The sequence below is a fragment of the Campylobacter sp. RM12640 genome (assembly GCF_020137595.1).
GTDB lineage: Bacteria > Campylobacterota > Campylobacteria > Campylobacterales > Campylobacteraceae > Campylobacter_E.
This window is the reverse complement of record NZ_JACGAU010000004.1, coordinates 20,315-45,917: the sequence shown is the minus strand read 5'-3', so window position 1 is coordinate 45,917 and position 25,603 is coordinate 20,315. Positions and strand designations below refer to the sequence as shown.

The window sequence follows — 25,603 nt, the reverse complement described above, 5'->3', positions numbered from 1 at the left end:
ATGAGAACGGATAATTATATTGCTTTTGTTACAGTTTGTGGATTTTTTATAGGTTTTATTTGTGCTGTATTTAAGATTGATGATCCGTTTATGATGATAGGTTTTACCTTATTTACTACTTTTGTTTTTTATATTTTAATTCACCTTGTTGTTCTTAATTTTGTTGATGCAAAGAAATTAGGTAGTAGGAATTTTGATAAATTTGCTTATGAAAATACTACAAATCATTTTATAAAAGAGCTTGAAATTAGAGAAAATAGAATGGATAAGATTATTCAGAGTGTAGAAAGTGAATTAGAAATTATCAAAAAGCAAACAAAACCTGCAAGGAAATATAATGCAAAAGCGGCTTAATGCGTATGCAAGTGCTTTAAGAAATGCTCAAGATGAATTAGCTGTTAAATATCAACCAGCATTAAGAGCTATGGCATTTAGATTAAAAGAACGCTTGCCTGCTAGTGTTGATGTTAATGATTTAATAGGTGTTGGGACTGAAGAATTAATCAAATTAGCAAGACGCTATGATGATTTACAAAATGATAATTTTTGGGGATATGCTAGAAAAAGAGTATATGGTTCTATGCTTGATTTTTTAAGAAGTCTTGATACTTTAAGCAGAAGCAATAGAAAAATTGTAAAAGATATAGAAAAAATAATAAATGATTATATAAATGATTTTGATGAAGAACCAAGTGATGAGTATTTAGCAAGTGAATTAGGTATAGATATAGATAAGATTAAAGAAGCAAGATTGGCACAATCAATTAGCTATATCGTTCCATTAGATGAACAATTACAAGTATTAAGCGATGAAGACGCTAATGAAAGACTTGATAAAGAAAATTTATTAGAAAAAATTACCGAAGTTTTAGAAGAATTAAATGAAAGAGAACAATTGATTATTCAGTTATATTTTTATGAAGAGCTTAGTTTAAAAGAAATTAGTGAAATTTTGCAAATTAGCGAATCAAGAGTATCGCAGTTGCAAAGTAGGGTAATTAATACATTAAGAAAAAGGCTAATTGATGGCTGATATTTTATCTCAAGAAGAAATAGACGCACTTTTAAATTCCGTTGATTCAGCCGATAGTGTCCCTGAAGTAAAGAAAGAAAACGATGAAAGGCAAATCATAATATATGATTTTAAGCGTCCAAATCGTGTTAGTAAAGAACAACTTCGTGCAGTAAAAGGAATTCATGATAAATTAGCAAGAAGCCTTGCTACTCAAATTTCTCAAATGATGAGAAGTATGGTAGAAATAAAGCTACATTCAGTTGATCAGATGACTTATGGTGAGTTTTTGATGTCTTTACCAAATCCTACTAGCTTTAATGTTTTTTCAATCAAGCCTTTAGATGGAACTTGTGTTTTAGAGATAAATCCTAGTATTGCCTTTCCTATGATTGATAAATTATTAGGCGGAGCTGGAGAAGGAAGTGAAAAAAATAGAGAATTAACAGATATTGAGATTAACTTACTTGATAGTATTTTAAGAATTATGATGGGTAGGCTTAAAGAAAGCTGGTCAATAATTACTGATATGTATCCTAGCGTAGAAGCTAAAGAAAGTAGCCCAAGTGTAGTCCAAATTGTAAGCCAAAACGAAATAGTAATAATGGTTGTTATGGAGCTTACTATAGGTAATAATAGCGGTATGATTAATATTTGTTATCCTGTAATTTATTTAGAACCAATTTTAGGTCGTTTAGCAAATCGTGATGTAATGCTAGGCGAAACAAGTGCTAAAAAAAGTAGAAATAAAGAAATCAAAACCTTAGTAGGTCGTGCTGATATGGTCTATGAAGTGATTTTAGGTAAGGCTTTTATTAGCGTAGAAGAATTTTTAGGACTTGAGAATGGAAATATTATTAAATTAAATAGAAATGCTGATGATAAAGCTATTGTGAGCGTTGATGGAAAAGATGTATTTTTAGCTCAATTTGGTATTCATAGATACCAAAAATCAATTAAGATTTTAGATTTAATTAAAACTGATAAAGATGAGGTTAAAAACATACTTGAAGCTTATGAATTAGAGCGTAAAACAAAGGCTGCAGAATTTGATAAAGTAGTAGAAATTCAAGAAGAATTGTCAATGGAAGATGAGGAAAAATTAGATGATTGATGAGTTTTTAGGTTTATTTGTAAATGAATGTATTGCCACTATTGAAGGGCTTACAGGAAAAAGTGCTAGATTTAGTGAATATAGTGAGTTTGATATTAAAAACAATGCCTTAAAACCACCTATTTTAAAAGCTGTTTTTAAAAGCGAAGATAAAGAATTTGCATTTTTATCAAGTCCTGTTTTAATGAGTGCGATTTCTGAATGGATGATGGGCGAAGAAGAAATCTCAATGAATGAGAATTTAGGCACAGATGAGCTTGACGCTAGCAAAGAAGCAATTAGCAATATATTTTCAGCATTTTCAACTTCATTAAATGCACAAAAAGATTTACCTAAGTTTAATTTTAGCTTAGAAAAATGTGAGTTTTTGACTGATGAGTGTGATTTATCTAAGTTTTATAAAATTTATTTTTATGATGTAAATATCAATGATTTAAATGAGCAAATAAGTCTTGCTATCAATGAAAAAGCTTATAAGCTTTTAAATCCTAATTCAAATTCTACAAAAGAAAGCGAAGTAAGTGCGCCTAAAATGGATTTGGGTGAGTTAAAAAATATTAATTTAATAATGGATGTAAAGCTTCCGATTAGAGTTAGAATTGGTAGTAAAAAAATGCTTTTAAAAGATGTTTTAACAATGGATATAGGTTCTGTTATTGAGCTTGACCAATTAGCAAATGACCCTTTAGAAATCTTAGTTGGGGATAAATGTTTTGCTGAAGGAGAAGTTGTTATTGTTGATGGAAATTTTGGTGTGCAAATTACTAAAATCGGAGATAAAAAAGAAAGGTTAGAAAGTCTTAGATGAAATCAGTTACAATTTTTGGCTCGGCTAGATTTGATGAAAATAATAAATATTATAAAGACGCTTTTGAATTAAGTGAAGTTCTAGCAAAGAACGGCTATAGCATTACTACAGGTGGTGGCGGTGGTATTATGCACGCTGCTAATAAAGCTGCTTTTTTAGTTGGCGGGGTTGAGAGTATTGGTATTAATATAAAATTACCAATGGAACAAAGATTAAATGAATATTGCACTAAATCTATTGAATTTAGCGATTTATCTTTAAGAAAAAAAGCCTTAATGCAAAATGATGTAATGATAGTTTGTGCTGGTGGATACGGAACTTTAGATGAATTATTTGAAGTTTTAACCTTAGCTCAAACAAAATTAAGAAATTATAAAATCATTTTATATAACGAAGAATTTTTTAAACCATTAGTTGATTTTTTTAAAAATACACTTTTAAATTCCGGTGCAATTGATGAGAGTTCTTTAAATATTTTTAGCATAGCAAATACACCTAGTGAAGTTTTAGACTTAATAAAATAATTTTTTTACCGATATACCCTAAAGATTATTAACAAGGAAAAAGAATGAGAATAACAAGCTCTTATATTTATTCACAAAATTTAGGCAATTTTCAGCGTCAGCAAAATATGATAAATGACGCAAATAACCAATTAACAAGTGGTTTGAAGATTAATCAATCTTATGATGACGCTGGAATTTATTCAGAAGGTTCAAGACTTGTTTATGAGATTTCTACATTTCAGCAAATTAGCGAAGCTGCTAGTAAAGCTATAAATATTACAAAAAACTCTGATAAAGCAGTAGATGAAATGAGTAAGGCACTAGACCAATTTAAAAACAAATTAATTCAAGGTGCAAACGAAGTTCATTCTGATACTTCTTTAAACGCTTTAGCAAATGACTTACAAAAAATAAGAGATCATATTGTAAATATTGCAAATACAAGTATTAACGGACAATATTTATTCAGTGGAACTAATGTTGGGACTAAGCCTTTTGATGAAAAGGGTAATTATTATGGCAATGATGAAAATATGCAAGTTTTACTAGGGTCTAATGTGTATAATGATTACAATATTTCAGGTCAGGAGCTTATGAAAGGTGTTGATAATGATTACAAAAAAATAATCAGCACAAATGTTCGTTTGGTTGATAGAAGATATGATATTAATAAACCAGAAGAAGTGCATTATATTACTCAAGATAGTAAGATTAAAGACTTAATTGGTAAAGAATATTTAAAACCACAAGCTAATGGAAAAGAACTTAATGTGAATGATCATTTTTTAAAAAATGATGAAGGAAGATTTCCTGATACTTATTTTTATGTTCGTGGGACTAAGGGAAATGGTGAGAGTTTTAAAGCTAAGTTTAAGATGGGTGCTAGTGAAGATGTTGGTGCTATGCTTAATAAAATAGGTGAGTTATACGGAAATACTAAAGAAAATAAAGTAGTAGATGTAACGCTTAGCAATAATGGAACAATAGAAATTACTGATTTAAAAAATCAAGAAAGTAGAATTAATTTTTCTATGTTTGCAGCTACTGCTAAGGCTGATGATTTCGGACAAATTTATCCACCAAAAATACCTGATACACCACCAATGCCTATCATTCCTTTTCCTGTTAAAAGTGAGTTAGCAAGTGTAACTAATCCAAATGATTTAAGAAATAATAATAATGTTTTTGTTTTAGAATTTACAAATACAGGTAATATAGATACTTCTTTTACTAGTGATGGGATTGATTATTCTAGGTCTTTATTTAGTAAAAAAGATAATATCTTAAGCTCAAACATAGCTCAAGTAGATAAAAATAATAATGTAGCTACTAATGAGACTAAATTAGTTGAGGCTTCGCAAGGAACATTAAAGCTAAATCCAAATGATACTACAAGACCTGATAGTGTTTTAAAACTAGAAATTACTTCAAAAAATAAGGTACATTATTCAATAGATTTTAATATTACTCAAGGCACTGCAACGGCTAGTTATAAACAAAATGGTCAAGATAAAAAGGTAACTTTACCTATTACAAATGTGGTTTATGATAATAATCAGCATATTTCAGATAGTGTTAAGACAAATCCTGAAAATATAACATATAAGCAATTAGGAGATGTTATTTCTATGTTTGCTAGTGATAATATCCCAACTAAAGATTATCAATTAGTGCCAAAATATCCAAATCAAGCTAATTCTCCTATGATTTTAAATAATGATGATAAAGCAGAATTAGAAAGGCTGTTAATTAATTCTAAAAATTCAGTTGATGTAGGTCTTAATGAAAAAGGTCAAATGACTTTAATAGACAAAGGTGCGACTACTACTAAAATAGATTTAGCTATATTTGACGCTAATACTATGAATAAAGATGAATTTGATTTTGGAAATGATGCTAATGGTTTGCCAATTGCTGAAGGTTCTAAAAAGGGAGATTTGTTTAATTTTAATACAAATTCTACTTTAATTGTTGATGAAGGTAGGGTTGATATTATAAAAGACCTTGATAAGATGATAGAAGCTGTTAGAAATGGAAATTATAGAGCAGATAGTAATAATCCTGAATTGTTAAAAAGTGTTGGTATTCAAGGAGCTTTAAAAAGGATTGACCATTTACAAGATCATATTAATAAAGTTCATACAAAAATAGGTGCAACTCAAACAAGTATTCAAAATTCTCAAGATAGAGCAGATTTAATGAAAGTAAATGTTGAACAAGTTAAGGCGAAGGTTCTTAATTCAGACCCTGTAGAAAGCCAATTAATGCTAATGCAAGCGACAATTACCTTACAAGCTACTTTGCAAGCTAGTGCGCAGGTTTCAAAATTAAGCTTATTAAATTATATGTAAGATGAAAAAAGAATTTATATTTATATTTGTTTCATTTATATTATTTTATTTTAGTTTCGGGCTGTTTTTGCCCGAAGCTAATGGATTGTTTTTAGCAAGTGCTTATTTTAGCAAGGGCTTAAGAATTTGTTTTGGAAATCTTTCTTATATTTTTTTATTAGCATTTGTAGGAAATTACTTATTTGTATATAAATCTTTTAAATATGCTTTAAAAATATTAGCCAATATAATTTGTAGTATTTTGATATTATCTTTACCTTTTTCTAGTGTTTTTGATTTTGGAATTATTAGCTTTTTAGGTTTTGTAAATATTGTATTTTTTATCTTGCTTGTATTTATTTTAATTTATTTTAATCATTCTTATATTTATTCAAAATTACAAGATAAAGATAAATTCAAAAATCTTTTTAAAAGCAAAGAAAAACCTATTAAAAAAGAAAAAATCATAAAAGAAACAAAAACTCCTAAAGAAGACAAATCAAAACCAAAAGAAGAAATTTTAAGTGATTTAGGCAATATTAGATTTGTAAAATCATATGAAATAAAAACTCCTAAAGAAGATGAAAAGACTAAAATTAATTTTACAAACGAACAAGGCAAAATAATTAGTGAGCCAAAAATAGTTTTAGAGCCTTTAATGCAGAAAATAAACAAAGATAGCATTAATAAAGATGATTTTAAAATAGTTAAAAACGAAATAAAAGAAGAAAAATCAATAGAGCAAAACGAAGAAATACAAAATGAAATTCCTGTTTTAAATTCTAATGATTTTCAAGATATTTTGATAGTAGATGAGCAAGATTCTCAAAGTTTTGTCCCTAAAAAAGGCAAAAAAGTAGAGATTTTAAATGAGCTTGAAGAAAATAAAGCAATTTTAAAAGATATTGAATTAGGAGCGATTGAAATACCAAGAGATTTTGAGCTACCTAGTGTGGAATTATTAGATAAAGCCGTAACTACAGAAATAATAATTAATGAAGATGAGCTTGATGAGAAAATAAACGAGCTTTTAGCAAAATTAAAGCATTTTAAGATTGATGGAGATGTGGTTAAAACATATTGGGGTCCTGTGGTTACTACATTTGAGTTTAGACCTGCTGCTGATGTAAAGCTTAGCAAAATTTCAGGCTTAGCTGATGATTTAGCTATGGCACTTAAGGCTACAAGTATTAGAATTCAAGCACCAATTCCAGGAAAAGATGTGGTAGGGATTGAAATTCCAAATAAAACTTCTCAAACAATTAATATTAGAACTATTTTTGAAGATGAATTATTTTCAAAGTCTAAAAGCAAATTAACAATAGCCTTAGGTAAGGATATAGTAGGAAATACTTTTGTAACTGATTTAAAACGCTTACCGCATTTATTAATAGCAGGAACTACAGGAAGTGGTAAGAGTGTAGGTATTAATGCTATGATTTTAAGTCTTTTATATAAAAATAGCCCAAGGACTTTAAGGTTATTGATGATTGACCCTAAAATGCTTGAATTTTCAATGTATAATGATATTCCGCACTTATTAACTCCTGTAATTACAAGAGCAGAAAAAGCAACTTTAGCTTTAAAAAATATGGTTTTAGAGATGGAAAGACGATATGAATTAATGGCTAGCGTTTATACTAAAAATATTGAGAGTTTTAATGAAAAAGCACCTAAATTAGGACTTGAGCCTTTTGCTTATATTGTAATTATTATTGATGAGCTGGCTGATTTAATAATGACTAGTGGAAAAGAAGTAGAAACTTATATAGCAAGATTAGCTCAAATGGCAAGAGCAGCAGGAATTCATCTAATAGTAGCTACACAACGCCCAAGTGTAGATGTAATAACAGGTCTTATTAAGGCAAATTTACCTAGTAGATTAAGCTATAAAGTTGGAACTGGAGTTGATAGTAAGGTTATATTAGATTCTAAAGGAGCTGAGAGTTTGCTTGGTCGTGGAGATAGTTTATTTACTCCACCAGGAACAAGTCAGATAGTAAGATTGCACGCTCCATTTGCAAGTGAAGAAGAGATAATTAGAGTAGTAGAGCATCTAAAAAAACAAGAAAAAGCAAATTATGATGAGAGTATTTTACAAGATTCAAGCTTTACTCAAACCTATGTTAAAAATAATGATGATAGTGTAGATGAATTATTCAGTGAAGCTGTAAGAATTATGCAAGAGAGTGGAAAAACTAGTATTTCTTATATTCAACGCCAATTAAATATAGGTTACAATAGAGCTGCTAATATTGTAGAGCAGTGCGAAAAGCAAGGAATTTTGAGCGAACCTAATTCAAAAGGTGTAAGAAGTCTTTTATAAAAAAATCTAAGGAGAAATATGACAAAAATAGGAAAAAAAGAATTTTATGTAGTAGCATTAATGTTGTTTGCAATGTTTTTTGGTGCGGGGAATTTTATTTTGCCACCAAAACTAGGAATGGATGCGGGGAATAATTTTTATTTAGCGATTTTGTTTTTTTGTGTAACAGGTGTTGCTTTACCTGTTTTAGGCGTTGCTGCAGTTGCTAAAGCAGGAACATTAAAAGAATTAGCAAGTAGAGTAAATGTAACATTTGCAGTAATTTTTGTAGCAGTTATTTATATTACCATAGGGCCTTTAGTAGCAATTCCAAGAGCTAGCACTATGCCTTATGAAATAATGATTTTACCTTTTGTTGATAATGAATATAATGTATATTATTTAGCTTTTTATAGTTTTATATATTTTGCACTTAATTATTATATATGCTTAAATCCTAGCACTATGTTAGATACATTAGGCAAGTATTTAACACCGATTTTACTTATTTTAATAGCAGTATTTTTTATATGCACTTTAATTTATTCAGAAGTAAATGTTAGCATTCCTAATCAAAATTACACTACCCACCCAGTAGCAACAGCATTTGTAGAAGGCTATCAGACTATGGATGCGCTTGCTGCTTTAGTATTTGGGATTAGCGTTGTTGGAGCTTTAAAATCATTAGGAGTTACTAATAAACATCAATTATCATTACTTACTATAAAAGCAGGATTATTTTCTGGAATTATTTTAATGATAGTTTATTTTGCTTTAGGGTATTTAGGCTATGTTTATGGTAATACCTTTAAAGACGCTAGTAATGGGGCTATTTTATTATCATTAATTAGTGATGATTTATTTGGTAGTTTTGGTAGATTTATTTTAGGATTTACTGCCTTACTTGCTTGTCTTACTACTACGATTGGTTTGATTGGCTCAAGTGCTAGTTATTTTAGTAGTGTTACTAAGATTTCTTATAAAACTTGGGTTATTATTTGGGTAGTTGCTAGTTTTGTTTTATCAATTCAAGGTTTAACGCAGATTTTAAAAGTAAGCGTTCCTATATTAATAGCGATTTATCCAATAGCTATAGTTTTAATAATTTTATCTTTAATAAATAATTTAATAAATGAGAGCAAAATCATTTATAGATTTAGCGTTTATACTGCGGCTTTTATAGGAATTTTAAACGCAATTGACAGCTCAATTTTAAGCATAAACGATGAAAAAATATTATCTTATTTAGGTATAGCTAAATATTTAGAAATGTTGCCATTTTACTCATCTATGCTTGGCTGGGTTATACCTGTGATTGTTATGTTTATATTAGGATATATTATTAATGTCTTTAGTAAAAAAGATGATTTTTAATTAAATCATCTTGTTACAATTCTACACACTTATTTCTTATTAATTAACAATTAATATCAAAAATTAAAATTTTGTGTTAAGATTAAGCATTTTTTAAAAGGAGTGCTAATGAAAGCAAAAATTTTAAAAGAAGCACTTAATTCACAAGAAATTCTGGTAGCACCAGGAGCTTCTTGTGCTTTATATGCAAGACTTATTGAATTAGCAGGTTTTAAAGTTGTTTATGCTACAGGAGCAGGTATGGCAAATATGCAGTTTGGTTTTCCTGATATAGGACTTGTTAGTATGAATGAAATGTTAGAAAATACAAAGAGAATAAACGACGCTACAAATCTTCCCGTAATAGCAGATATAGATAATGGCTACGGCAATGCTTTAAATGTTTATAGAACAGCAAAAGAATTTAGTAAAAACAAAATAGCAGCAATTCAAATAGAAGACCAGCAACTACCAAAAAGGTGCGGGCATTTTGATGGGAAAAAATTAATATCTCAAGATGAAATGTGTGCGAAAATCAAAGCTTGTAAAGACGCCTTAGAATATGATACTTTAATAATTGCAAGAACAGACGCAATTGCTGTTAATGGTTTTGATGATGCTATTAATAGAGCTAATGCGTATTTAGAAAGTGGAGCTGATATATTATTTATAGAAGCTCCTACTAGCATAGAACAAATGGCAAGTCTTCCTAAATTAGTAAAAGCTTATCATATTGCAAATATGGTAGAAGGTGGCAAAACTCCGATATTGAGCAATGATGAATTACAAAAAATGGGCTTTAATATAGTTCTTTATGCAAATGCTACTTTAAAAGCTGCTATTAAAGGTATGAATGATTTGTTAAATCATCTAAAAACTACAGGCAGAACAGATAATGCAGAACATTTAATGATTTCTATGAAAGAAAGAAATAGAATATGTGAATTTGATAAGTGGATGGATATAGAAAATAAATTTAAAGGATAATTATGAAAATTAAATGCAGTGTTTATAGGGGTGGCACGAGTAGGGGGCTAATATTTAACGCAAATGACTTGCCTAAAGATAAAAGCACTTGGGCTGATATATTTAAAAAATCCATTGATTGTCATAACCAAAACGCTATTGATGGGCTAGGTGGTTCTATATCATCAACCAATAAAATATGCGTTGTAAAAAGTGTAAATAATAAAAATTATGATATTGAGTGGGAATTCTTTCAAGCTGGGGTTATGAAAGATAGTATAGATAATAAGGGCACTTGCGGGAATTTAATAGCTGCTGTTGGAGCTTATGCTATTAATGAAAAATTATTTAGTTTTGATAGGTTTGCAAGCAATGTATGTGTTAGAATTTACAATACAAATATTAAAAAAATTATTGAATTTAAAGCTAAGATTAAAGATGGAGAATTTGTAGAAAAAGGTTCTAGTATTATGCAAGGAGTTTTTGGTGGTTGTGAGCTAGCTGATGTTTTTATTAAAAATGCAGGGGCTGAACAAACAGGACTTAAATATCCATTAGGAAAAATTAGCAATTTTAATGGTTATAGAGCTACTTTACTTGATTTAATAAATCCATTTTTATATGTTGATGCAAGGGAATTTGATTTAGATTTTAATTTAAATTATAATGATTTTAGTGCTTTAAAAGCTATTGAAGATTTAAACAAATTAAGAGATTTTTATGCTATTAAATTAGGTTTTGCTAAAGATGAAAATGATTTAGAAAACAATCAAGCTATACCAAAAATAGCAGCACTTTTTAAATCTGATGATAAAAGTGAATTTGATATAGGAATTAGGGTTTTAAGCCTTAGAAATCTTCACAAAAGCTCGCCTGCTAGTGGATTATATAATTTAGCCGTTGCAGCATTAGAAAATGGCACTTTAGCAAATGAGCTTAGTGGTTTAACTATGATACAAAATGGTATTCAAGATGTAAAAATCAAACATTTTTTAGGCGTAGTAGATGTTAGCGTAGAGATAGAAAGTGGTAAAATCATAGGTGTTGGACTTAAAAGAAGTGCAAGAAGAATAATGGACGGATTTATTTACATTAATTAAAAGGAGAAAATATGAAGAAATTTAAATGTAGTATTTATAGAGGTGGCACATCTAAAGCTGCTTGTTTTTATGAAAAAGATATGCCAGCAAGAGTTAAATGGGGCGAGTTTTTAGCTGATGTTATGGGAACTGCTACAAAGCAAATTGATGGAATTGGTGGTGCTGCGTCAGTAACTTCAAAAGTAGCTATAGTTGATATTAAAAATAATGAATTAACTTATACTTTCGCTCAAGTAAATATTGATAAAGAAATGGTTGATTTTAATAGTAATTGTGGAAATATTAGCTCATGCGTTGGTGCTTTTGCTTATGATTTGGGTTTGATTGATTTAAATGATTCTAAAATGTATGAAAAAATCATTATAAAAGATGAGTGTGATTTAGAAAATAAAATAATTTGTGTTAGGATTTTAAATACCAATACAAATAAATATTTAAAGGCTAGATTTAAATTAAGCGATGATTTAAAGAGTTTTGAACCAGCAGGAGATACTAAAATAGCAGGAGTGCCAAATACAGCTAGTGAAATTAAATTAGGTTTTATTAATCCTGAAGGCTCTATGAATAAAGGATTATTGCCTACAAATTCTGCAAAACAAGTTGTAAATACAAGTTTTGGCAATATTGAAATTAGTATAGTAGATGCTGGAGCAGCGCTTGTGTTTATGAGAGCTAAAGATTTATTAAGTGGCAATATGTATGATGAAATTTCTCAAAACGAGCTTGATAAAATTGAAGAAGTAAGAAGTATAGCAAGTGAGCTAATTGGCTTAGCAAAAAAAGAAGAAGCAACAGCAAAAAATCCATCAGTGCCTAAAGCTTGTTTGGTTGATTTCGTGCAAGATTACACTAGCACAAGTGGTGCTAAAATATCAAAAAATGATATAAATGTATGCGTTAGAATGATGAGTATGCAACGCCCACACCCATCAATTGCAGTTACAGGAACGGTATGTATTTCAATGGCAGCAAAGACACAAGGCACATTAATTAATGAGCATTTAAGTAGCTTTTCTAATGAATTAGTAATAGCTCATCCAAGTGGGACAATTACGGGATTTATTGATAATGATAGTGTGAGTGTGATTAGGACTGCAAGATGCTTAATGCAAGGCTATGTATTTACTAGAAAAGATTATTAAGTTAAATTTCTAATTTAAATTCCTTTTTGGAATTTAAATTAGGATTAAGTATTTTATAAATTAATAATGGCTTATAAAATACTTTAAAAATTATTTGGTTTGATATTATTTTTTTCGTGTTTATTTAAAAACTCTTTCATATTAGACACTTCACAAGTAAATCTTCCTAGACTTTCATCAGAGCGAATTACTCTATGGCAAGGTAGTATTATTAAATAAGGGTTTTTTGATAATGCAGTTCCTACTGCACGATAGGCTTTAGAATTTATTCTATATGCTAATTCTTTATAAGTTATAGTGTTTGCATAAGGTATATTTTTAAGTTCATTTAAAACTTCTTTTGTAAAAGTAGAAAATTTATCAAGATTAAGTTTTATATTTGTAAAATCAAAATCTTCTCCCTTAAAATACTTTAAAAGTTCAGATTTTACTAATGAAGTTATTTGATTTGGTTTTTCTTTTAAAGTAGCAAGATTTGTAATATCAACTGAAATCAAATACTCATCATTAGCTTTTATTAAAACTATAAAGTTTTTAAATTTTATAATTTCAATATACATTAAGAGCCAAAACTACCAGAACTACTAGCACCACTTGTGCTTTGGCTTTTAAAAAATCCACTACTTTTTGAAGCTCCTGCACTAGGTGTGCTTTTAAAGCTATTTACACTTCTTTGATATGTGCTTGGGTTTTGATAATGCGTAGCTTTGTTTGCATTAAAATGTGAATTATTAAATAACTTATTGCCTATCCAAGAGCCAATGATTGCACCTGCTACAGAGCTTAGCAAAACTTCGCCTAATGAATGATTTGAGCCAATACTTTCATTTGTTAATGAGCTTTGATTTGCTTCTATTTTTGCATTTTCAGCTTTTATTAGCTCATCCATCTCAGCCTTGCTTAATACTCTTTCATTTCCATTTAATTCTTTTAGAACTACTCTTGTTTCATCACTTGGAAATTCATCTTTAATTCTGTATTGTTTAGGAGCATATTCTTCTATTATTAAAAATGAGCCTTTAGCTTGTTGTTGCTCTTCACCACCACAAGCACTTAATAATGAACCAGCTACAATTGCAGTTAAAGACGCTTTGTAAGTTAAGTTATTTAAATTCTTAAACATTTTTCCTCCTAAATCTTTGATAATTTTTTGTTTCTTATAAATACTTGATTGTTTTCTAGTTTTATTTTTTTACTTTTAAAAAGCCTTGATATGAGATATTTTTTTATTTTTTCACGCTTTTTTTTCTTAAATCTTAATAAATATTCATCTATTAAAATCCATTTTGCTTTTATAATTACTGGTAGATTTATTTTATTTTTTAATTCTTCGTTTTCTTTTTTTAATTCTTCGTTGCTTAGTTTTAAGATTTTTATTTGTTCTAATAGCTCATCTTTAATAGCTAAACTATTTTGTTCTGGTTCTATTAAAACATAGGTTTTATTATCTTCTTTTATTGATTTTAAAGTGCCTCTTCTAATTCTATTATAAATAGCTTCTTTGCTGATATTTAAGTATTTTGCGGCGTCTTTTACTAAGAGTTTCATTTCTAACCTTTAAAAAGGGGATAACCCCTTTTTATTAAAGCTTTGCTTCGTAATGTCTTAACATATATAGGCGTTTTAGCATTTTTTTTCTAGCTGAAATTTTTTGTTTTTTGCGAATTTCAGTCATAGGTTCAAAAAAGCGTCTTGCTCTAACTTCTGTTACGATTAGGTTACGATCAGTTTGCTTTTTGAATTTGCGATAAGCCTCGTCAAAAGATTCGTTATTATGAACTTTAATCCCTGGCACGGCAATCACTTCCTTTCGTTGTAAAATTAAAAGTGCTAATTTATAAAAAAATTGTTAATAAACAAAATATTTTTTAATTTACTATTCTTAATTTTTAAAGACTAAAATTATCTTAAAATTACAAATTAAGTTAAAATTAAGGAGAACGTAATGGGAAATATTACAAATTATTTTAAAAAGCGGACTACATTTTATGTTTTACTTACCTGTATTATTTTTATTATTCCATTTATTAGAATAAATGGTAATCATTTATTTTTGCTTAGTTTTGATAAACAAAAATTAGATTTATTTTTCATATCTTTTAATACAAACGAGTTGTATTTAATGCCATTTTTATTAATTATGATGTTTGTATTTATTTTTTTTATTACAAATTTACTTGGTAGAGTTTGGTGTGCTTGGGGCTGTCCTCAAACTATATTTAGAATAATTTTTAGAGATTTAATACAAACTAAATTATTTAGAATTTATAGTGGCAGAAAAAATAAACAAAATAAACCAAGAAATAAAATATTTGCAAGAATTGCAAGTGTTATTGTGTTTTATCCAATTAGCTTAATTGCTGCAAGTAATTTTTTATGGTATTTTGTTCCACCTGAAGATTTCTTTACTTATCTTGACCATTTTAATGAACACTTACTTTTATTTGGAATTGTTTTATGCTTATCTTTATTTATAACATTTGATATTACTTTTATTAAAGAGAATTTTTGTGCTTATATTTGTCCTTATGCAAGAATTCAAAGCGTTATGTTTGATAACGACACAAAAAGTGTTATATATGATGAAAGTCGTGGCGGAATTATTTATAAAGATGGAGAAAAAATTATAAAAAAACCAATAGGCGGAGAATGTATAGCTTGTGAAGCCTGTGTAAAAATATGTCCAACTCATATAGATATTAGAAAAGGAATGCAACTTGATTGTATAAATTGTCTTGAATGTGCTGATGCTTGTTCAAATGTTCAAGCAAGATTTAATAGACCATCATTAATATCTTGGTCTAGCACAAAAGAAATAAAAACTAAAGAAAAACTTAAATTCTTTAGATTTAGAACTATTGTTTATATAGTTGTATTGTGTGCTATGTTTATTGGGTTAGTTTTAACGGCTGGTAGCAAAGAAACTATGCTTATGAATATAAATAGAACTACTGAATTATATACAATAAATAAAGATGAAAATTATGTTGATAATGCCTATGTTATATTATTTCACAATACTAGCAAGCAAGACCATAGATTTTATTTAGAAATATTAGATGATGATATTAGTATTTTAAAACCTAAAAAAGATTTTAGAGTTAAAGCTGGTGAGAAATTAAAACAAATTGTTATTTTAAGAAGTGAGCTTAAGAAAGTTAAAAAACATCATAAGCATATTAATATAAGAGCTTATGCCTTAGATGATGATAAAATATTTACCATAAAGGATACAATATTTATATATCCTAAGGAGAAAAAATGGAAGGAAAAGAAGAAATAATTTTAAAAGTAGCCCTTGAACTATTTTTAGAAAAGGGCTACGAAAATACAAGTTTAAACGATATTGTTAAAGTAACTGGCGGTTCTCTTGCGACGATATATAAAAAATTTGAAAATAAAAATAATTTATTTTTAAAGGCTTTAAAATTTAGGGCAGAAACTAGGTTAGAGAATTTAAAAATTATGATTTCTTCAAAAGCCAACTTGGATTTACCAGATTTTTTAAATGTATTTGGTAATGAATATTGTAATTTTTTTATAGGCGAAGATAATGCAAAATTTTTAAGATTAGTTCTTGAGAGAACTTATCAAGATATTAATTTTAAACAAGAATGTGCAAAAGCAGATAAAGATGTAATAATTAGATTTTTATGTGAAGTATTTGAGAAAAAAATCAAAAAAGAAATTCTAAATGAAATAAGTGCTTATAATTTAGCTAATTTATACTGCTCTATGATTAGAAGTAATAAGATTTTTGATTTGATTTTTAACTCTAAAGAAATCTTTACAAAAGATGAATTAAGTGAGCATGTAAAAAATGTAAATATCTTATTTTTAAGGGCTTTGCGTTAATTTCATTAACTTAAATGTAATTATAATTACATCTTTAAAATTTAAAATTACAACAAGGAAGATTTATGAAAAGACTTATTAAATTAAGTTTCGTTGCTAGCTTATTATTATTTACAGCTTGCAATGACAAGGTAGAGCAAAAGCAGCAAGAAATGCCACCTTCTATTGTAGATATTAAAAAAGTAAGTTTAGAAAATGCTGAAATTTATTATCAATATGCAGCGAAATTAGAAGCTAATAAAGATGTAGTAGTTTTGCCAAAAGTATCGGGCGAGATTAAAAAAATATTATTTAAAGATGGCGATTTTGTAAAACAAGGAACAATTTTATATAAGATTGATGATGAGCAATATAAAGCTAGTTTGGATTTAGCGTTAGCTGATGTTGGTGTTGCTAAAGCAAACTATGAAAATGCTAATACTGATTATAATAGAACTAAAGACTTATATGCTAAAAAAGCAGTTAGCCAAAAAGAATTTGATGCAAAAGAAGCGGCATTTAAAAGTGCAAAAGCTAGTTTAGATAGAGCTAACGCATCTTATAAGATAGCTAAATTAAACTATGATTATACTAATGTAAAAGCTCCATTTGATGGATATGTGCAAGCTTCGTTAGTTGATGCTGGAAGCTATGCTAATGCAAATAATACTCAATTAGTAAAAATTGTAGATCAAAATACTTTAAAAGCTACATTTTTTATATCAGATACAAATATGGAACAAATTAAAAGAAATAATAATGATTTAAAAAGTGCAAAAGCTAATTTTACTTTAAATGGTAAGACTTATGAAGGTAAAGTTGAGTTTATATCAAATTATAATGAATTAGCAAGTACTAAAGCTTATGCGGTTTTTGAAAATACTAATCAAGAATTAAGTGCAGGAACCTTTGTTAGTCTTAAACTAAGCAATATTATGCAAAATGATTCTTTTGTAATTAGTAGAGAAAATTTATTACAAGATATTGATGGATATTATGTATTTGTTAAAGACAAAAATATAACAAAACAAATTCATGTTAAAACAATTTTTGATGATGAGAAAATTGCCGTAATTGATGCAAAAACAAGTGATTTAAAAGTTGATGATGAATTGATTTTAAATAATTATAAAAAGATTTATCCTGGCGCAAAAATAGCAACTAAGGCAGAATTTGGTGCGATGATGCAAAAGCAAGCTCCTAAAGAGCAGACTAAGGAACAATAATGTTTTCTAAGTTTTTTATATATAGACCAGTATTTGCGATAGTTGTTTCAATTATAATTACTATTGCTGGTATTTTAGGAATGAAGGGTTTGCCTATTGAAGAATATCCTAATGTAACATCTCCAACGGTTAGGGTAACTGCTAATTATTCTGGCGTTGATGCAGCTACGCTTTCTCAAAATGTAGCAAGTATTCTTGAAGACGCAATTAATGGTGTTGAAGATATGATTTATATAACTTCAAGCTCAAGTTCAAGTGGTTTGATGTTTTTAAATGTTTATTTTAAGGTTGGAAAAGACCCATCAAAAGCATTAATTGATGTTAATAATAAAGTTCAAAGCGTTCAAGCAAAAATGCCTGAAGAAGTTAAAAAATTAGGTGTTAGTGTTGATGAAACTAGCTCAAATATTTTAGCTGTTGTTTCGTTTTATTCTCCTGATGATAGCCGTGATGAAACTTATCTAAGTAACTATGCTACATTAAATGTGGCTGAAGAGTTAAAGAGATTAGAAGGTATTGGTAGTGCTGAAGTAATTGGAGCTAAAGATTATTCTATGAGAATTTGGCTTGATTCAGAAAAGCTTAATAAATATGATTTAAATCCAGCTGTTGTAAGTGCAGCTATAAGAGAACAAAACTCACAATATCCAACAGGAACAATAGGCGATTTACCTATGAAAGAAATTAGTCCATTTGTTTATACAATGAGCGCTAAAGGTAAGCTTAGTAAGGTAAGTGATTTTGAAAATATCATAATAAAAGCACTTCCAAATGGAAATATTTTATATTTAAAAGATATAGCAAGAGTAGAGATAGGAACTAAAAACTATGGTTTTGCCGGACTTAATAATGGTAAAAAAATGGTTCCTATGATGATTAATTTAAAATCAGGTGCAAATGCTATAGCAGTAGCTAAAGCTGTGCAAGAAAAATTAGAAGAGCTAAGCAAATTCTTCCCAAGTGGTGTTGCTTATAGTATGCCTTATGATACTACTGATTTCGTAAAAGATAGTATAAGCGAAGTTGTTCAAACATTTGTTGAAGCTATTTTACTTGTTTTAATAGTTATGTATATGTTCTTAAAAAACCTTCGTGCAACTATTATTCCATTAATTGCTGTGCCGGTTTCTTTACTTGGAACTTTTGCTTTCCTTTATGTTTTTGGTTTTACAATCAATCTTATTACATTATTTGCTTTAGTTTTAGCAATCGGCATTGTTGTTGATGATGCTATTGTTGTTGTAGAAAATGTTGAGCGTGTGTTTAGAAGTGGTATTACAAAAGATGTAAAAGCAGCTACTAAAATGGCAATGGATGAAGTAACCGGACCTGTAATTTCTATCGTTTTAGTATTAAGTGCGGTATTTATTCCTGTATCATTTTTAGATGGATTTGTAGGGCAAATTCAAAGACAATTTGCAATTACTCTTGTAATTTCTGTTTGTATTTCAGGTTTTGTTGCATTAACGCTAACTCCTGCATTATGCGGTATATTATTAAAAGACCATGAAGATAAGCCTTTTTATTTAGTTAAAAAATTTAATGACTTTTTTGATTGGAGTATTAATATTTTTGGTAGTGCAGTTGCAAAAGTTTTAAGACATGTAATTCCAAGTTTAATAGTGGTTGCTATATTCTTTTATGGAATTTTTGCCTTACTAAAAATTATTCCTAGCTCTCTTGTTCCTAGCGAAGATAAGGGTGCTGTATTGGTTTTATCACAATTAAAATCTTCTAGCAACCTAGATAAAACTCTAGCCTTTAATAATAAAATCTATGATATGGTTAAGAATAATCCTGCAGTAGAAAGTATGATTTCTTTAAATGGATTTGATGTAGAGAGTTCAGCTCTTTCTCCAAGTGCTGGAATTTCATTTATTACATTAAAAGATTATAAAGATAGAAAAGATTTAGGTATTAATGGAGATAGTGAAAATTTAGCTAATACTTGGATGAAAAATATGTGGCTTGACCCTGATGGTTTTGCATTTTTCTTAAATCCACCACCGATTATGGGGCTTTCTTTAACAGGCGGATTTGAAATGTATGTGCAAAATAAATCAGGTAAAAGTTATGAAGAAATTAAAAAAGATATAGATACTTTACTTGCAGCAGCATCAAAAAGACTTGAATTAACTCAAGCAAGAACGACTTTAAATACTGATTATCCTGAGTTAAAAGTAAGTGTTGATGAGAAAAAAGCTAAAATTTTAGGGCTTAGTTTAAGTGATATATATTCAAATTTAAATTTAATTTTTGGTTCTGTTTATGTGAATGATTTTACTGCTTTAGGTAAAAATTTCCAAGTAAATGTAAGAGGCGATGAAGAATTTAGAAATAAAAGAACAAGTCTTGAAAACATTTATGTTAAAAATAGTGAAGGCAAAAGCATATCTTTAGCTAGTGTTGTTGATATTAAGCCAAGTGTAGCAGCGTTTTCAGTAACTAGATTTAACCTTTTCCCAGCTGCAAAAGTTACAGCTTCTCCAGCTCCAGGATATACTAGTGGAGATGCTATTAATGCTATAGTTGAAGTATTTAATGAAACTATGAATAAAGATGAATATTCTTATGCTTGGGCAGGAAGTTCTTATGAGGAAGTAAATGCTAGTGGTAGTGGTTCTACTGCATTTGCATTAGGTATGGTATTTGTATTTTTAATACTTGCAGCTCAATATGAAAGATGGTTAATGCCACTTGCAGTAATTACGGCAGTTCCTTTTGCAGTATTTGGAAGTTTAGCAGCAACTTATTTAAGGGGTATGCAAAATGACATATATTTTCAAATAGGTTTATTATTGTTAATTGGTCTTAGTGCAAAAAATGCTATATTAATTGTTGAATTTGCTATGGAAGAAAAATATAAACACGGCTTAAGCACTTATGATGCAGCTATAAAGGCGGCAAAACTTAGATTTAGACCTATTATTATGACTTCTTTAGCGTTTGGTTTTGGTATTTTACCTTTAGTATTTAGTGAAGGTTCAGGTAGTGCTGCTAGACACTCACTTAGCACAGGGCTAGTTGGTGGTATTATTATAGCTTCTAGTATATCTATTTTATTTGTGCCTTTATTTTTCTATTTACTAGAGAGTTTAAATGATAAGGTTTTTAAAAAGAAAGGAAAGCAAATTAATGAATAAGCTTTTAATATCAGCAATCGCAGCTTTATTTTTAGCTGCTTGCTCTAGTGTTAATAATTATGAGCTTAAAACTCCAAATAATTTAGATAATAATACTAAATTTGAAATTAAAGATTGGAGAAGCTTAGGCAAAGATGAAAATCTTAATCGCTTGATTGAGATTGCTATGGAAAATAATGAAGATGTTAAAATAGCTATTAATAATCTTTTAATAGCTGAATCAAATTTAGTAAGTGTTGGGATTAAAAGAGAGCCTAGCATTAATCTTGGCATTAATGCAAATGAGAGATTAATTAAACACCAAAAGCCAACTTACGGGCATTCTTTAGGTCTTAATTTATCTTATGAAATAGATTTATTAAATAAATTTGGTAAGGCTAAAGATAATGCTATTTATAGTGCTAATATTAGCGAATTTGATGTAGAAAATACTTATCAAACTATTGGATTTAGTATTGCAAAACTTTATTATCAAGTTGTAGCAACTAATAAAAAAATAGAAATTTTAGAAGACTTTATAAATAGCTATGAAAAAACTTTAAAATTAAAAGAAGAGCAATATAAATTAGGCTTTATTACAAAATCAGTTCTTTTACAAACTAAAGAACAATTTACTCTAAATCAAACTAAATTAAGAAGTTTAAAATTAGAAAGAGATTTATATATTAATTCTTTAGATATTTTAGTTTATGGATTAAATCAAGAAAAAGAACCAATTAAATTTGCTAATAACTTAATAGAAGATTTTGTTATGCCAGCTACTATACCAAGCTCTGTTATGACAAATCGTCCTGATATAGCAAAAGCAATTTTAGATGTAAAAATAGCTCATAATAATGCAAAAATTGCTTGGGATAGCTTTTTTCCAACCTTTACAATAGGTGCTGGTGTTAGTTGGAGTGGAGATACACATAATGTATTTTCTGACCCTGTTGGTTCAATTACTGCTAGTTTGTTACAACCTTTATTTAATTTAGGTGATGTTGATGAGCAAGTAATTAGAGCAAATTTAGCTCAAGATAATGCAGTATTAGGCTATGAAAAAGTAGTAAAAACTGCGTTAAAAGAAATAGAAGATGCTATTTTAAAATATAATAATGCCGAAGTTAAATTAAGAGATTATGATGAAATAGTAAAACTAGAAGAAGAAATTTATGAGTTTAATAAGCTTAAATTTAATGAAGGAGAAATCAGCTTTTTAGAATTCTTAGATAGCGAAAGAGCTTTACAAAATAGCTTAATAGAGCAAATTGATTTAAAATTAGGCAAGATAACTGCAGGAATTGATGCTTATAAAGCTATTGGAGTTAAAAAACTTGAATTTAGGAAGTGATTTTTATATGAACCTAGCCTTAAAAGAGGCTTGGAAATATCAATTCTTAACTTATCCAAATCCTGCCGTAGGTTGTCTAGTATTAGATAAATACGGCAAGATTTTAAGTATTAAAGCACACCAAAAAGCAGGAACATTTCACGCAGAAAGATTATGTGTGAATGAAATCTTAGAAAAATATGGAAAAGATGCTTTAAAAGATAGTGTATTTTATGTAACTTTAGAGCCTTGCAGTAAGCAAGGTCGCACTCCACCTTGTCATGAATTATTAATAAAATATAAAGTTAAAGAAGTAAATATAGGCTCAAGTGATAGTTCTCAAAATGGTATAAATGAATTAAGACAAGCTGGAATTAAAGTAAATCTTGGGATTTTACAAGATGAATGCGATAAACTAATTGCTCCATTCAAATTCTGGCTAGATAATAAGCCTTTTGTTTTATTTAAATTAGCAATTAATCTAAATTATAACAATGAAGGTAGTATTAGTAATGAGTATTTAAGGACATATTTTCACGAAATTAGAACCAATATAGATTATTTAATAATTTGTGGCAATACTTTAAGACTTGATAATCCTATGCTTGATGCTAGATATTCTACTAGCAAAAAAGCACCTAATTTATTAGTATTTTCAAAATATTTTCAAGATTTAAATTCTAATTTTAAATCACTAAATATTTTTAAAACTAATAGAGAAATTATTTTTGGTAAAAATCCTTTAAAATTAAAAGATGAATTGCAAGAGCAAAATATTAAATTTGTAATGATTGAAGGCGGGTTTAATGCCTTAGAGCTTTTCAAAAATCAAATAGATTGGTTGTTTTTACAACAAAGTAATTCTACTTATAAAAATTCAAATAACTTTAAGTTAAGTTTAAGTCCTATTTATCAAAGTACTACAAAAGATTTTTATAATAAACCACACGAATATCAACAATTCGGATTTTATGAAATAAGGGAATAAATGTTAGAAAAATATTTTGAAAAATTCCTAGTAAATTCTAGGTTTATTACAATCTTGCCTGTTATTTTTGGTCTTTTAGGTGCTTTTATATTATTTTTTATTGCTAGTTTTGATGTGTATAAGGTCATAAAAGTTACATATACTTATTATTTTTTAGGTGCTGATATTGACATTCACGAAGAAGCTGTAAGCACTATAGTTGGAGCTGTTGATTTATATTTAATGGCTTTAGTTTTTTATATATTTTCTTTTGGAATATATGAATTATTTATAAGCGATGTTGAAGAATTTAAACAATACAAACAAAGCAAGGTTTTAGAAGTTCATAGTTTAGATGAGCTAAAAGATAAGCTTGGTAAAGTTATTATTATGGTTTTAGTTGTTAATTTTTTCCAACACGCACTTAATTTAAAATTTAGCTCAAGTATGGATATGCTTTATTTAGCAATCGGTATTATGTGTATTTGCCTTGGATTATGGGCTTTACATAAAAGTGATAATAAATCTAAAGAACACTAAGGAGCAAAGATGATATTTATAGATACTTGTTTTGGAAAAAAAAGTGATGTTATGCCTATTTGGATGATGCGTCAAGCAGGTAGATATCTAGCTGAATACAAGGCTACTCGTGCTAGAGCAGGAGATTTTTTAAGTCTTTGTAAGGATTATAAATTAGCTAGTGAAGTTACGCTTCAACCAGTGGATATACTAGATTTTGATGCGGCTATTATATTTTCAGATATTTTAGTAGTGCCACTTGAGATGGGCTTACCACTTAGATTTGAAGCAGGTGAAGGTCCTGTTTTTGATGAGATAATATCAAGTGAAATTGATGTAGAAAAATTAAATATAAATGCAGCTAATAAATTAACTTATGTTTATGACGCTATAAAATTAACTCGTGAAAAATTAGCTTCAAATAAAGCTTTAATAGGATTTTGTGGTGCTCCTTGGACTTTAGCAACATATATGATAGAAGGAAAAGGCTCTAAAACTTATGCAAAAAGCAAAAGAATGATTTATGAAAATCCAGCCTTAGCACATAAATTATTAGCAAAAATTACTGAAGTTTTAAAAGAATACTGTGAAAATCAAATAAAAGCAGGTGCTAATGCTATTCAGATTTTTGATAGCTGGGCTAATGCGCTTGAGCCTAGTGCTTATTTGGAATTTGCTTGGAAATATATTCAAGATTTAGCAAGTTATTTAAAGACAAAATACCCACATATTGCAATAATTGCTTTTCCTAAAGGAGTAGGTGGTTTTATTGAATGCTTGGATGCAAAAATTGATGTTTTAGGTGTTGATTGGAGCACTCCACTTCAAGTAGCAGCAAAAACTCCTTATGTATTACAAGGAAATCTTGAGCCTTGCAGACTTTATAGCAAAAAAGCTATAAAAGAAGGCGTTGAAATTATAAAAGAACTTACAAAAGATAAGGCTCATATATTTAATTTAGGGCATGGAATTTTACCTGATATTCCAGTAGAAAATGTAAGATATTTAATAGATTGTGTAAGAAATGCTTAGTTTAATATCTCTTGGCGGGACAATTTCTATGCGTAATTTAGGCGAAGGAGCAATTCCTAGCCTAAATGCTGATGATTTAACAAGTTCATTTAAAGACATTAATGCAATAACTTTTAGCAATATCTCAAGTCCAAATATAACTTTTTCAATGTTAATTGAAGTTTTAAATCTTGCAAAAGAAGAGATTAAAAAAGGCTCTCGTGCTGTAATTATTACTCAAGGAACTGATACTTTAGAAGAAAGTTCGTTTTTTTGTAATTTATTTTGGGATTTAGATGAGCCACTAATTTTTACAGGTGCTATGAAAAATCCTAGCGAGTTAGGAAGTGATTATCTAGCTAATATTAGCAATGCAATTACTCTAGCAAATAGTGAGTTAGCAAGGGGTTTAGGTGTGCTTTGTGTATTAAATGATAGTGTTCATTCAGCACAATTTATCCATAAAAGCAATTCATTTAGTCTTGAAACTTTTACAAGTTTTAATCGTGGCTTGGTTGGAGAGATTAAAGAAGGTAGGTTTTATTTATTTAATAATAATTATAAAAGGCTAAAACTAAAGCCTTTAAAAGAAATTACTAAAAAAGTAGCCTTACTAAAAATGTGCCTTGATTTTGACAATGATATGCTTGAATATGCTTTAAATAATTATGATGGTTTGGTAATTAGTGGCTATGGAGCAGGGCATGTAATGGCTAGAGCTATGCCAATTATTCAAAAAGCAAATATTCCAATAATTATGACAAGTAGATGTGAAAGTGGTAAAGCAGGTCTTAGAACCTATGCTTATGCTGGAGCTGAAGTTGATTTGATTAAAAATGGTGTAATTATGAGTGAATATTTAAGTGATGTTAAGGCTAGAGCTTTATTAATTAGTGCTTTATCTTTAGGAATTGCAAATATAAAAGGTATGATTGAAGAATTGATTTAAAGGTAA

24 protein-coding genes are annotated in these 25,603 nt (G+C 28.6%); 20 read left to right on the top strand and 4 right to left on the bottom strand.

Annotated elements, in window-relative coordinates:
- From AVBRAN12640_RS02180 to AVBRAN12640_RS02130, 11 genes are all read left to right on the top strand, one after another.
- Window positions 1-354, top strand: coding sequence for a hypothetical protein (locus tag AVBRAN12640_RS02180; protein ID WP_214149799.1), 354 nt, complete (start codon window positions 1-3; stop codon window positions 352-354).
- Window positions 338-1,033 (top strand): RNA polymerase sigma factor FliA, encoded by a 696-nt coding sequence (locus tag AVBRAN12640_RS02175; RefSeq protein ID WP_250325125.1) that lies wholly within the window; start codon window positions 338-340, stop codon window positions 1,031-1,033. Before AVBRAN12640_RS02180 ends, AVBRAN12640_RS02175 begins: the two co-directional genes overlap by 17 nt.
- Window positions 1,026-2,126 (top strand): flagellar motor switch protein FliM, encoded by a 1,101-nt coding sequence (fliM, locus tag AVBRAN12640_RS02170; protein WP_214117268.1) that lies wholly within the window; start codon window positions 1,026-1,028, stop codon window positions 2,124-2,126. The genes AVBRAN12640_RS02175 and fliM overlap by 8 nt, the downstream gene beginning before the upstream one ends.
- A complete protein-coding gene (fliY, locus tag AVBRAN12640_RS02165; protein ID WP_214117267.1) occupies window positions 2,119-2,934 on the top strand; it encodes a flagellar motor switch protein FliY in 816 nt (271 codons plus the stop codon). The genes fliM and fliY overlap by 8 nt, the downstream gene beginning before the upstream one ends.
- Window positions 2,931-3,458, top strand: coding sequence for a TIGR00730 family Rossman fold protein (locus AVBRAN12640_RS02160; protein WP_214117266.1), 528 nt, complete (start codon window positions 2,931-2,933; stop codon window positions 3,456-3,458). The genes fliY and AVBRAN12640_RS02160 overlap by 4 nt, the downstream gene beginning before the upstream one ends.
- Window positions 3,459-3,502: 44 nt before the next feature.
- A complete protein-coding gene (locus AVBRAN12640_RS02155; RefSeq protein ID WP_336608640.1) occupies window positions 3,503-5,791 on the top strand; it encodes a flagellin N-terminal helical domain-containing protein in 2,289 nt (762 codons plus the stop codon).
- Between the two features lie 67 nt (window positions 5,792-5,858).
- Window positions 5,859-8,096, top strand: a complete 2,238-nt coding sequence (locus AVBRAN12640_RS02150; protein ID WP_336608641.1) for a DNA translocase FtsK — start codon at window positions 5,859-5,861, stop codon at window positions 8,094-8,096.
- A gap of 18 nt (window positions 8,097-8,114) precedes the next feature.
- Window positions 8,115-9,449, top strand: coding sequence for a branched-chain amino acid transport system II carrier protein (gene brnQ / locus AVBRAN12640_RS02145; RefSeq protein ID WP_336608642.1), 1,335 nt, complete (start codon window positions 8,115-8,117; stop codon window positions 9,447-9,449).
- A gap of 108 nt (window positions 9,450-9,557) precedes the next feature.
- The gene (locus AVBRAN12640_RS02140) at window positions 9,558-10,415 is read left to right on the top strand and encodes an isocitrate lyase/PEP mutase family protein (RefSeq protein ID WP_214119946.1); all 858 of its coding nucleotides are present in this window, start codon (window positions 9,558-9,560) and stop codon (window positions 10,413-10,415) included.
- A 2-nt stretch (window positions 10,416-10,417) separates the two neighbouring features.
- On the top strand, window positions 10,418-11,494 hold the full coding sequence (locus tag AVBRAN12640_RS02135) for a PrpF domain-containing protein (protein ID WP_336607334.1): 1,077 nt from the start codon (window positions 10,418-10,420) through the stop codon (window positions 11,492-11,494).
- Window positions 11,495-11,505: 11 nt separating this feature from the next.
- Complete coding sequence (locus AVBRAN12640_RS02130) at window positions 11,506-12,636, top strand: PrpF domain-containing protein (RefSeq protein ID WP_214142578.1); 1,131 nt, start codon at window positions 11,506-11,508, stop codon at window positions 12,634-12,636.
- An 83-nt stretch (window positions 12,637-12,719) separates the two neighbouring features.
- Here the strand turns inward: AVBRAN12640_RS02130 and AVBRAN12640_RS02125 are convergent, their stop codons facing one another.
- From AVBRAN12640_RS02125 to rpsU, 4 genes are read right to left on the bottom strand one after another with little or no spacing between them, the layout of a single operon-like run.
- The gene (locus AVBRAN12640_RS02125) at window positions 12,720-13,196 is read right to left on the bottom strand and encodes a methylated-DNA--[protein]-cysteine S-methyltransferase (protein WP_214117253.1); all 477 of its coding nucleotides are present in this window, start codon (window positions 13,194-13,196) and stop codon (window positions 12,720-12,722) included.
- Complete coding sequence (locus tag AVBRAN12640_RS02120; RefSeq protein WP_214117251.1) at window positions 13,196-13,759, bottom strand: UPF0323 family lipoprotein; 564 nt, start codon at window positions 13,757-13,759, stop codon at window positions 13,196-13,198. The genes AVBRAN12640_RS02125 and AVBRAN12640_RS02120 overlap by 1 nt, the downstream gene beginning before the upstream one ends.
- Before the next feature lie 8 nt (window positions 13,760-13,767).
- Entirely contained in the window at window positions 13,768-14,184 is a 417-nt protein-coding gene (locus tag AVBRAN12640_RS02115; protein WP_214117248.1) for a helix-turn-helix domain-containing protein, read from the bottom strand.
- Window positions 14,185-14,218: 34 nt separating this feature from the next.
- On the bottom strand, window positions 14,219-14,431 hold the full coding sequence (gene rpsU, locus AVBRAN12640_RS02110) for a 30S ribosomal protein S21 (protein WP_214117291.1): 213 nt from the start codon (window positions 14,429-14,431) through the stop codon (window positions 14,219-14,221).
- Window positions 14,432-14,581: 150 nt separating this feature from the next.
- Here rpsU and ccoG point away from each other — a divergent pair, with 150 nt between their 5' ends.
- From ccoG to AVBRAN12640_RS02065, 9 genes are all read left to right on the top strand, one after another.
- Window positions 14,582-15,919 (top strand): cytochrome c oxidase accessory protein CcoG, encoded by a 1,338-nt coding sequence (gene ccoG, locus AVBRAN12640_RS02105; RefSeq protein ID WP_214117245.1) that lies wholly within the window; start codon window positions 14,582-14,584, stop codon window positions 15,917-15,919.
- The gene (locus AVBRAN12640_RS02100) at window positions 15,898-16,491 is read left to right on the top strand and encodes a TetR/AcrR family transcriptional regulator (RefSeq protein WP_214117243.1); all 594 of its coding nucleotides are present in this window, start codon (window positions 15,898-15,900) and stop codon (window positions 16,489-16,491) included. The genes ccoG and AVBRAN12640_RS02100 overlap by 22 nt, the downstream gene beginning before the upstream one ends.
- Before the next feature lie 65 nt (window positions 16,492-16,556).
- Window positions 16,557-17,696, top strand: a complete 1,140-nt coding sequence (locus AVBRAN12640_RS02095; protein ID WP_214117241.1) for an efflux RND transporter periplasmic adaptor subunit — start codon at window positions 16,557-16,559, stop codon at window positions 17,694-17,696.
- Entirely contained in the window at window positions 17,696-20,839 is a 3,144-nt protein-coding gene (locus AVBRAN12640_RS02090; RefSeq protein WP_336608643.1) for an efflux RND transporter permease subunit, read from the top strand. Before AVBRAN12640_RS02095 ends, AVBRAN12640_RS02090 begins: the two co-directional genes overlap by 1 nt.
- The gene (locus tag AVBRAN12640_RS02085) at window positions 20,832-22,172 is read left to right on the top strand and encodes a TolC family protein (protein WP_214117236.1); all 1,341 of its coding nucleotides are present in this window, start codon (window positions 20,832-20,834) and stop codon (window positions 22,170-22,172) included. The genes AVBRAN12640_RS02090 and AVBRAN12640_RS02085 overlap by 8 nt, the downstream gene beginning before the upstream one ends.
- A gap of 7 nt (window positions 22,173-22,179) precedes the next feature.
- Complete coding sequence (ribD, locus tag AVBRAN12640_RS02080) at window positions 22,180-23,139, top strand: bifunctional diaminohydroxyphosphoribosylaminopyrimidine deaminase/5-amino-6-(5-phosphoribosylamino)uracil reductase RibD (protein ID WP_214117234.1); 960 nt, start codon at window positions 22,180-22,182, stop codon at window positions 23,137-23,139.
- Window positions 23,140-23,658: a YqhA family protein gene (locus AVBRAN12640_RS02075; RefSeq protein WP_336608645.1), complete on the top strand. Its 519-nt coding sequence runs from the start codon at window positions 23,140-23,142 to the stop codon at window positions 23,656-23,658.
- Between the two features lie 9 nt (window positions 23,659-23,667).
- A complete protein-coding gene (gene hemE / locus AVBRAN12640_RS02070) occupies window positions 23,668-24,669 on the top strand; it encodes a uroporphyrinogen decarboxylase (RefSeq protein WP_214117230.1) in 1,002 nt (333 codons plus the stop codon).
- The gene (locus AVBRAN12640_RS02065) at window positions 24,662-25,597 is read left to right on the top strand and encodes an asparaginase (RefSeq protein ID WP_214149791.1); all 936 of its coding nucleotides are present in this window, start codon (window positions 24,662-24,664) and stop codon (window positions 25,595-25,597) included. Before hemE ends, AVBRAN12640_RS02065 begins: the two co-directional genes overlap by 8 nt.
- The last annotated feature ends 6 nt before the right edge of the window (window positions 25,598-25,603 follow it).

What these genes read in the sequence shown, in the direction of transcription:
- AVBRAN12640_RS02115 (WP_214117248.1), bottom strand. Translation starts at nt 14,184, where the DNA reads ATGAAACTCTTAGTAAAAGACGCCGCAAAATACTTAAATATCAGCAAA.
- AVBRAN12640_RS02120 (WP_214117251.1), bottom strand. Translation starts at nt 13,759, where the DNA reads ATGTTTAAGAATTTAAATAACTTAACTTACAAAGCGTCTTTAACTGCA.
- AVBRAN12640_RS02140 (WP_214119946.1), top strand. Translation starts at nt 9,558, where the DNA reads ATGAAAGCAAAAATTTTAAAAGAAGCACTTAATTCACAAGAAATTCTG.
- AVBRAN12640_RS02065 (WP_214149791.1), top strand. Translation starts at nt 24,662, where the DNA reads ATGCTTAGTTTAATATCTCTTGGCGGGACAATTTCTATGCGTAATTTA.
- AVBRAN12640_RS02130 (WP_214142578.1), top strand. Translation starts at nt 11,506, where the DNA reads ATGAAGAAATTTAAATGTAGTATTTATAGAGGTGGCACATCTAAAGCT.
- AVBRAN12640_RS02075 (WP_336608645.1), top strand. Translation starts at nt 23,140, where the DNA reads ATGTTAGAAAAATATTTTGAAAAATTCCTAGTAAATTCTAGGTTTATT.
- AVBRAN12640_RS02135 (WP_336607334.1), top strand. Translation starts at nt 10,418, where the DNA reads ATGAAAATTAAATGCAGTGTTTATAGGGGTGGCACGAGTAGGGGGCTA.
- ribD (WP_214117234.1), top strand. Translation starts at nt 22,180, where the DNA reads ATGAACCTAGCCTTAAAAGAGGCTTGGAAATATCAATTCTTAACTTAT.
- AVBRAN12640_RS02160 (WP_214117266.1), top strand. Translation starts at nt 2,931, where the DNA reads ATGAAATCAGTTACAATTTTTGGCTCGGCTAGATTTGATGAAAATAAT.
- AVBRAN12640_RS02090 (WP_336608643.1), top strand. Translation starts at nt 17,696, where the DNA reads ATGTTTTCTAAGTTTTTTATATATAGACCAGTATTTGCGATAGTTGTT.
- ccoG (WP_214117245.1), top strand. Translation starts at nt 14,582, where the DNA reads ATGGGAAATATTACAAATTATTTTAAAAAGCGGACTACATTTTATGTT.
- brnQ (WP_336608642.1), top strand. Translation starts at nt 8,115, where the DNA reads ATGACAAAAATAGGAAAAAAAGAATTTTATGTAGTAGCATTAATGTTG.
- AVBRAN12640_RS02095 (WP_214117241.1), top strand. Translation starts at nt 16,557, where the DNA reads ATGAAAAGACTTATTAAATTAAGTTTCGTTGCTAGCTTATTATTATTT.
- fliY (WP_214117267.1), top strand. Translation starts at nt 2,119, where the DNA reads ATGATTGATGAGTTTTTAGGTTTATTTGTAAATGAATGTATTGCCACT.
- AVBRAN12640_RS02180 (WP_214149799.1), top strand. Translation starts at nt 1, where the DNA reads ATGAGAACGGATAATTATATTGCTTTTGTTACAGTTTGTGGATTTTTT.
- fliM (WP_214117268.1), top strand. Translation starts at nt 1,026, where the DNA reads ATGGCTGATATTTTATCTCAAGAAGAAATAGACGCACTTTTAAATTCC.
- AVBRAN12640_RS02125 (WP_214117253.1), bottom strand. Translation starts at nt 13,196, where the DNA reads ATGTATATTGAAATTATAAAATTTAAAAACTTTATAGTTTTAATAAAA.
- AVBRAN12640_RS02085 (WP_214117236.1), top strand. Translation starts at nt 20,832, where the DNA reads ATGAATAAGCTTTTAATATCAGCAATCGCAGCTTTATTTTTAGCTGCT.
- hemE (WP_214117230.1), top strand. Translation starts at nt 23,668, where the DNA reads ATGATATTTATAGATACTTGTTTTGGAAAAAAAAGTGATGTTATGCCT.
- AVBRAN12640_RS02100 (WP_214117243.1), top strand. Translation starts at nt 15,898, where the DNA reads ATGGAAGGAAAAGAAGAAATAATTTTAAAAGTAGCCCTTGAACTATTT.
- AVBRAN12640_RS02175 (WP_250325125.1), top strand. Translation starts at nt 338, where the DNA reads ATGCAAAAGCGGCTTAATGCGTATGCAAGTGCTTTAAGAAATGCTCAA.
- AVBRAN12640_RS02155 (WP_336608640.1), top strand. Translation starts at nt 3,503, where the DNA reads ATGAGAATAACAAGCTCTTATATTTATTCACAAAATTTAGGCAATTTT.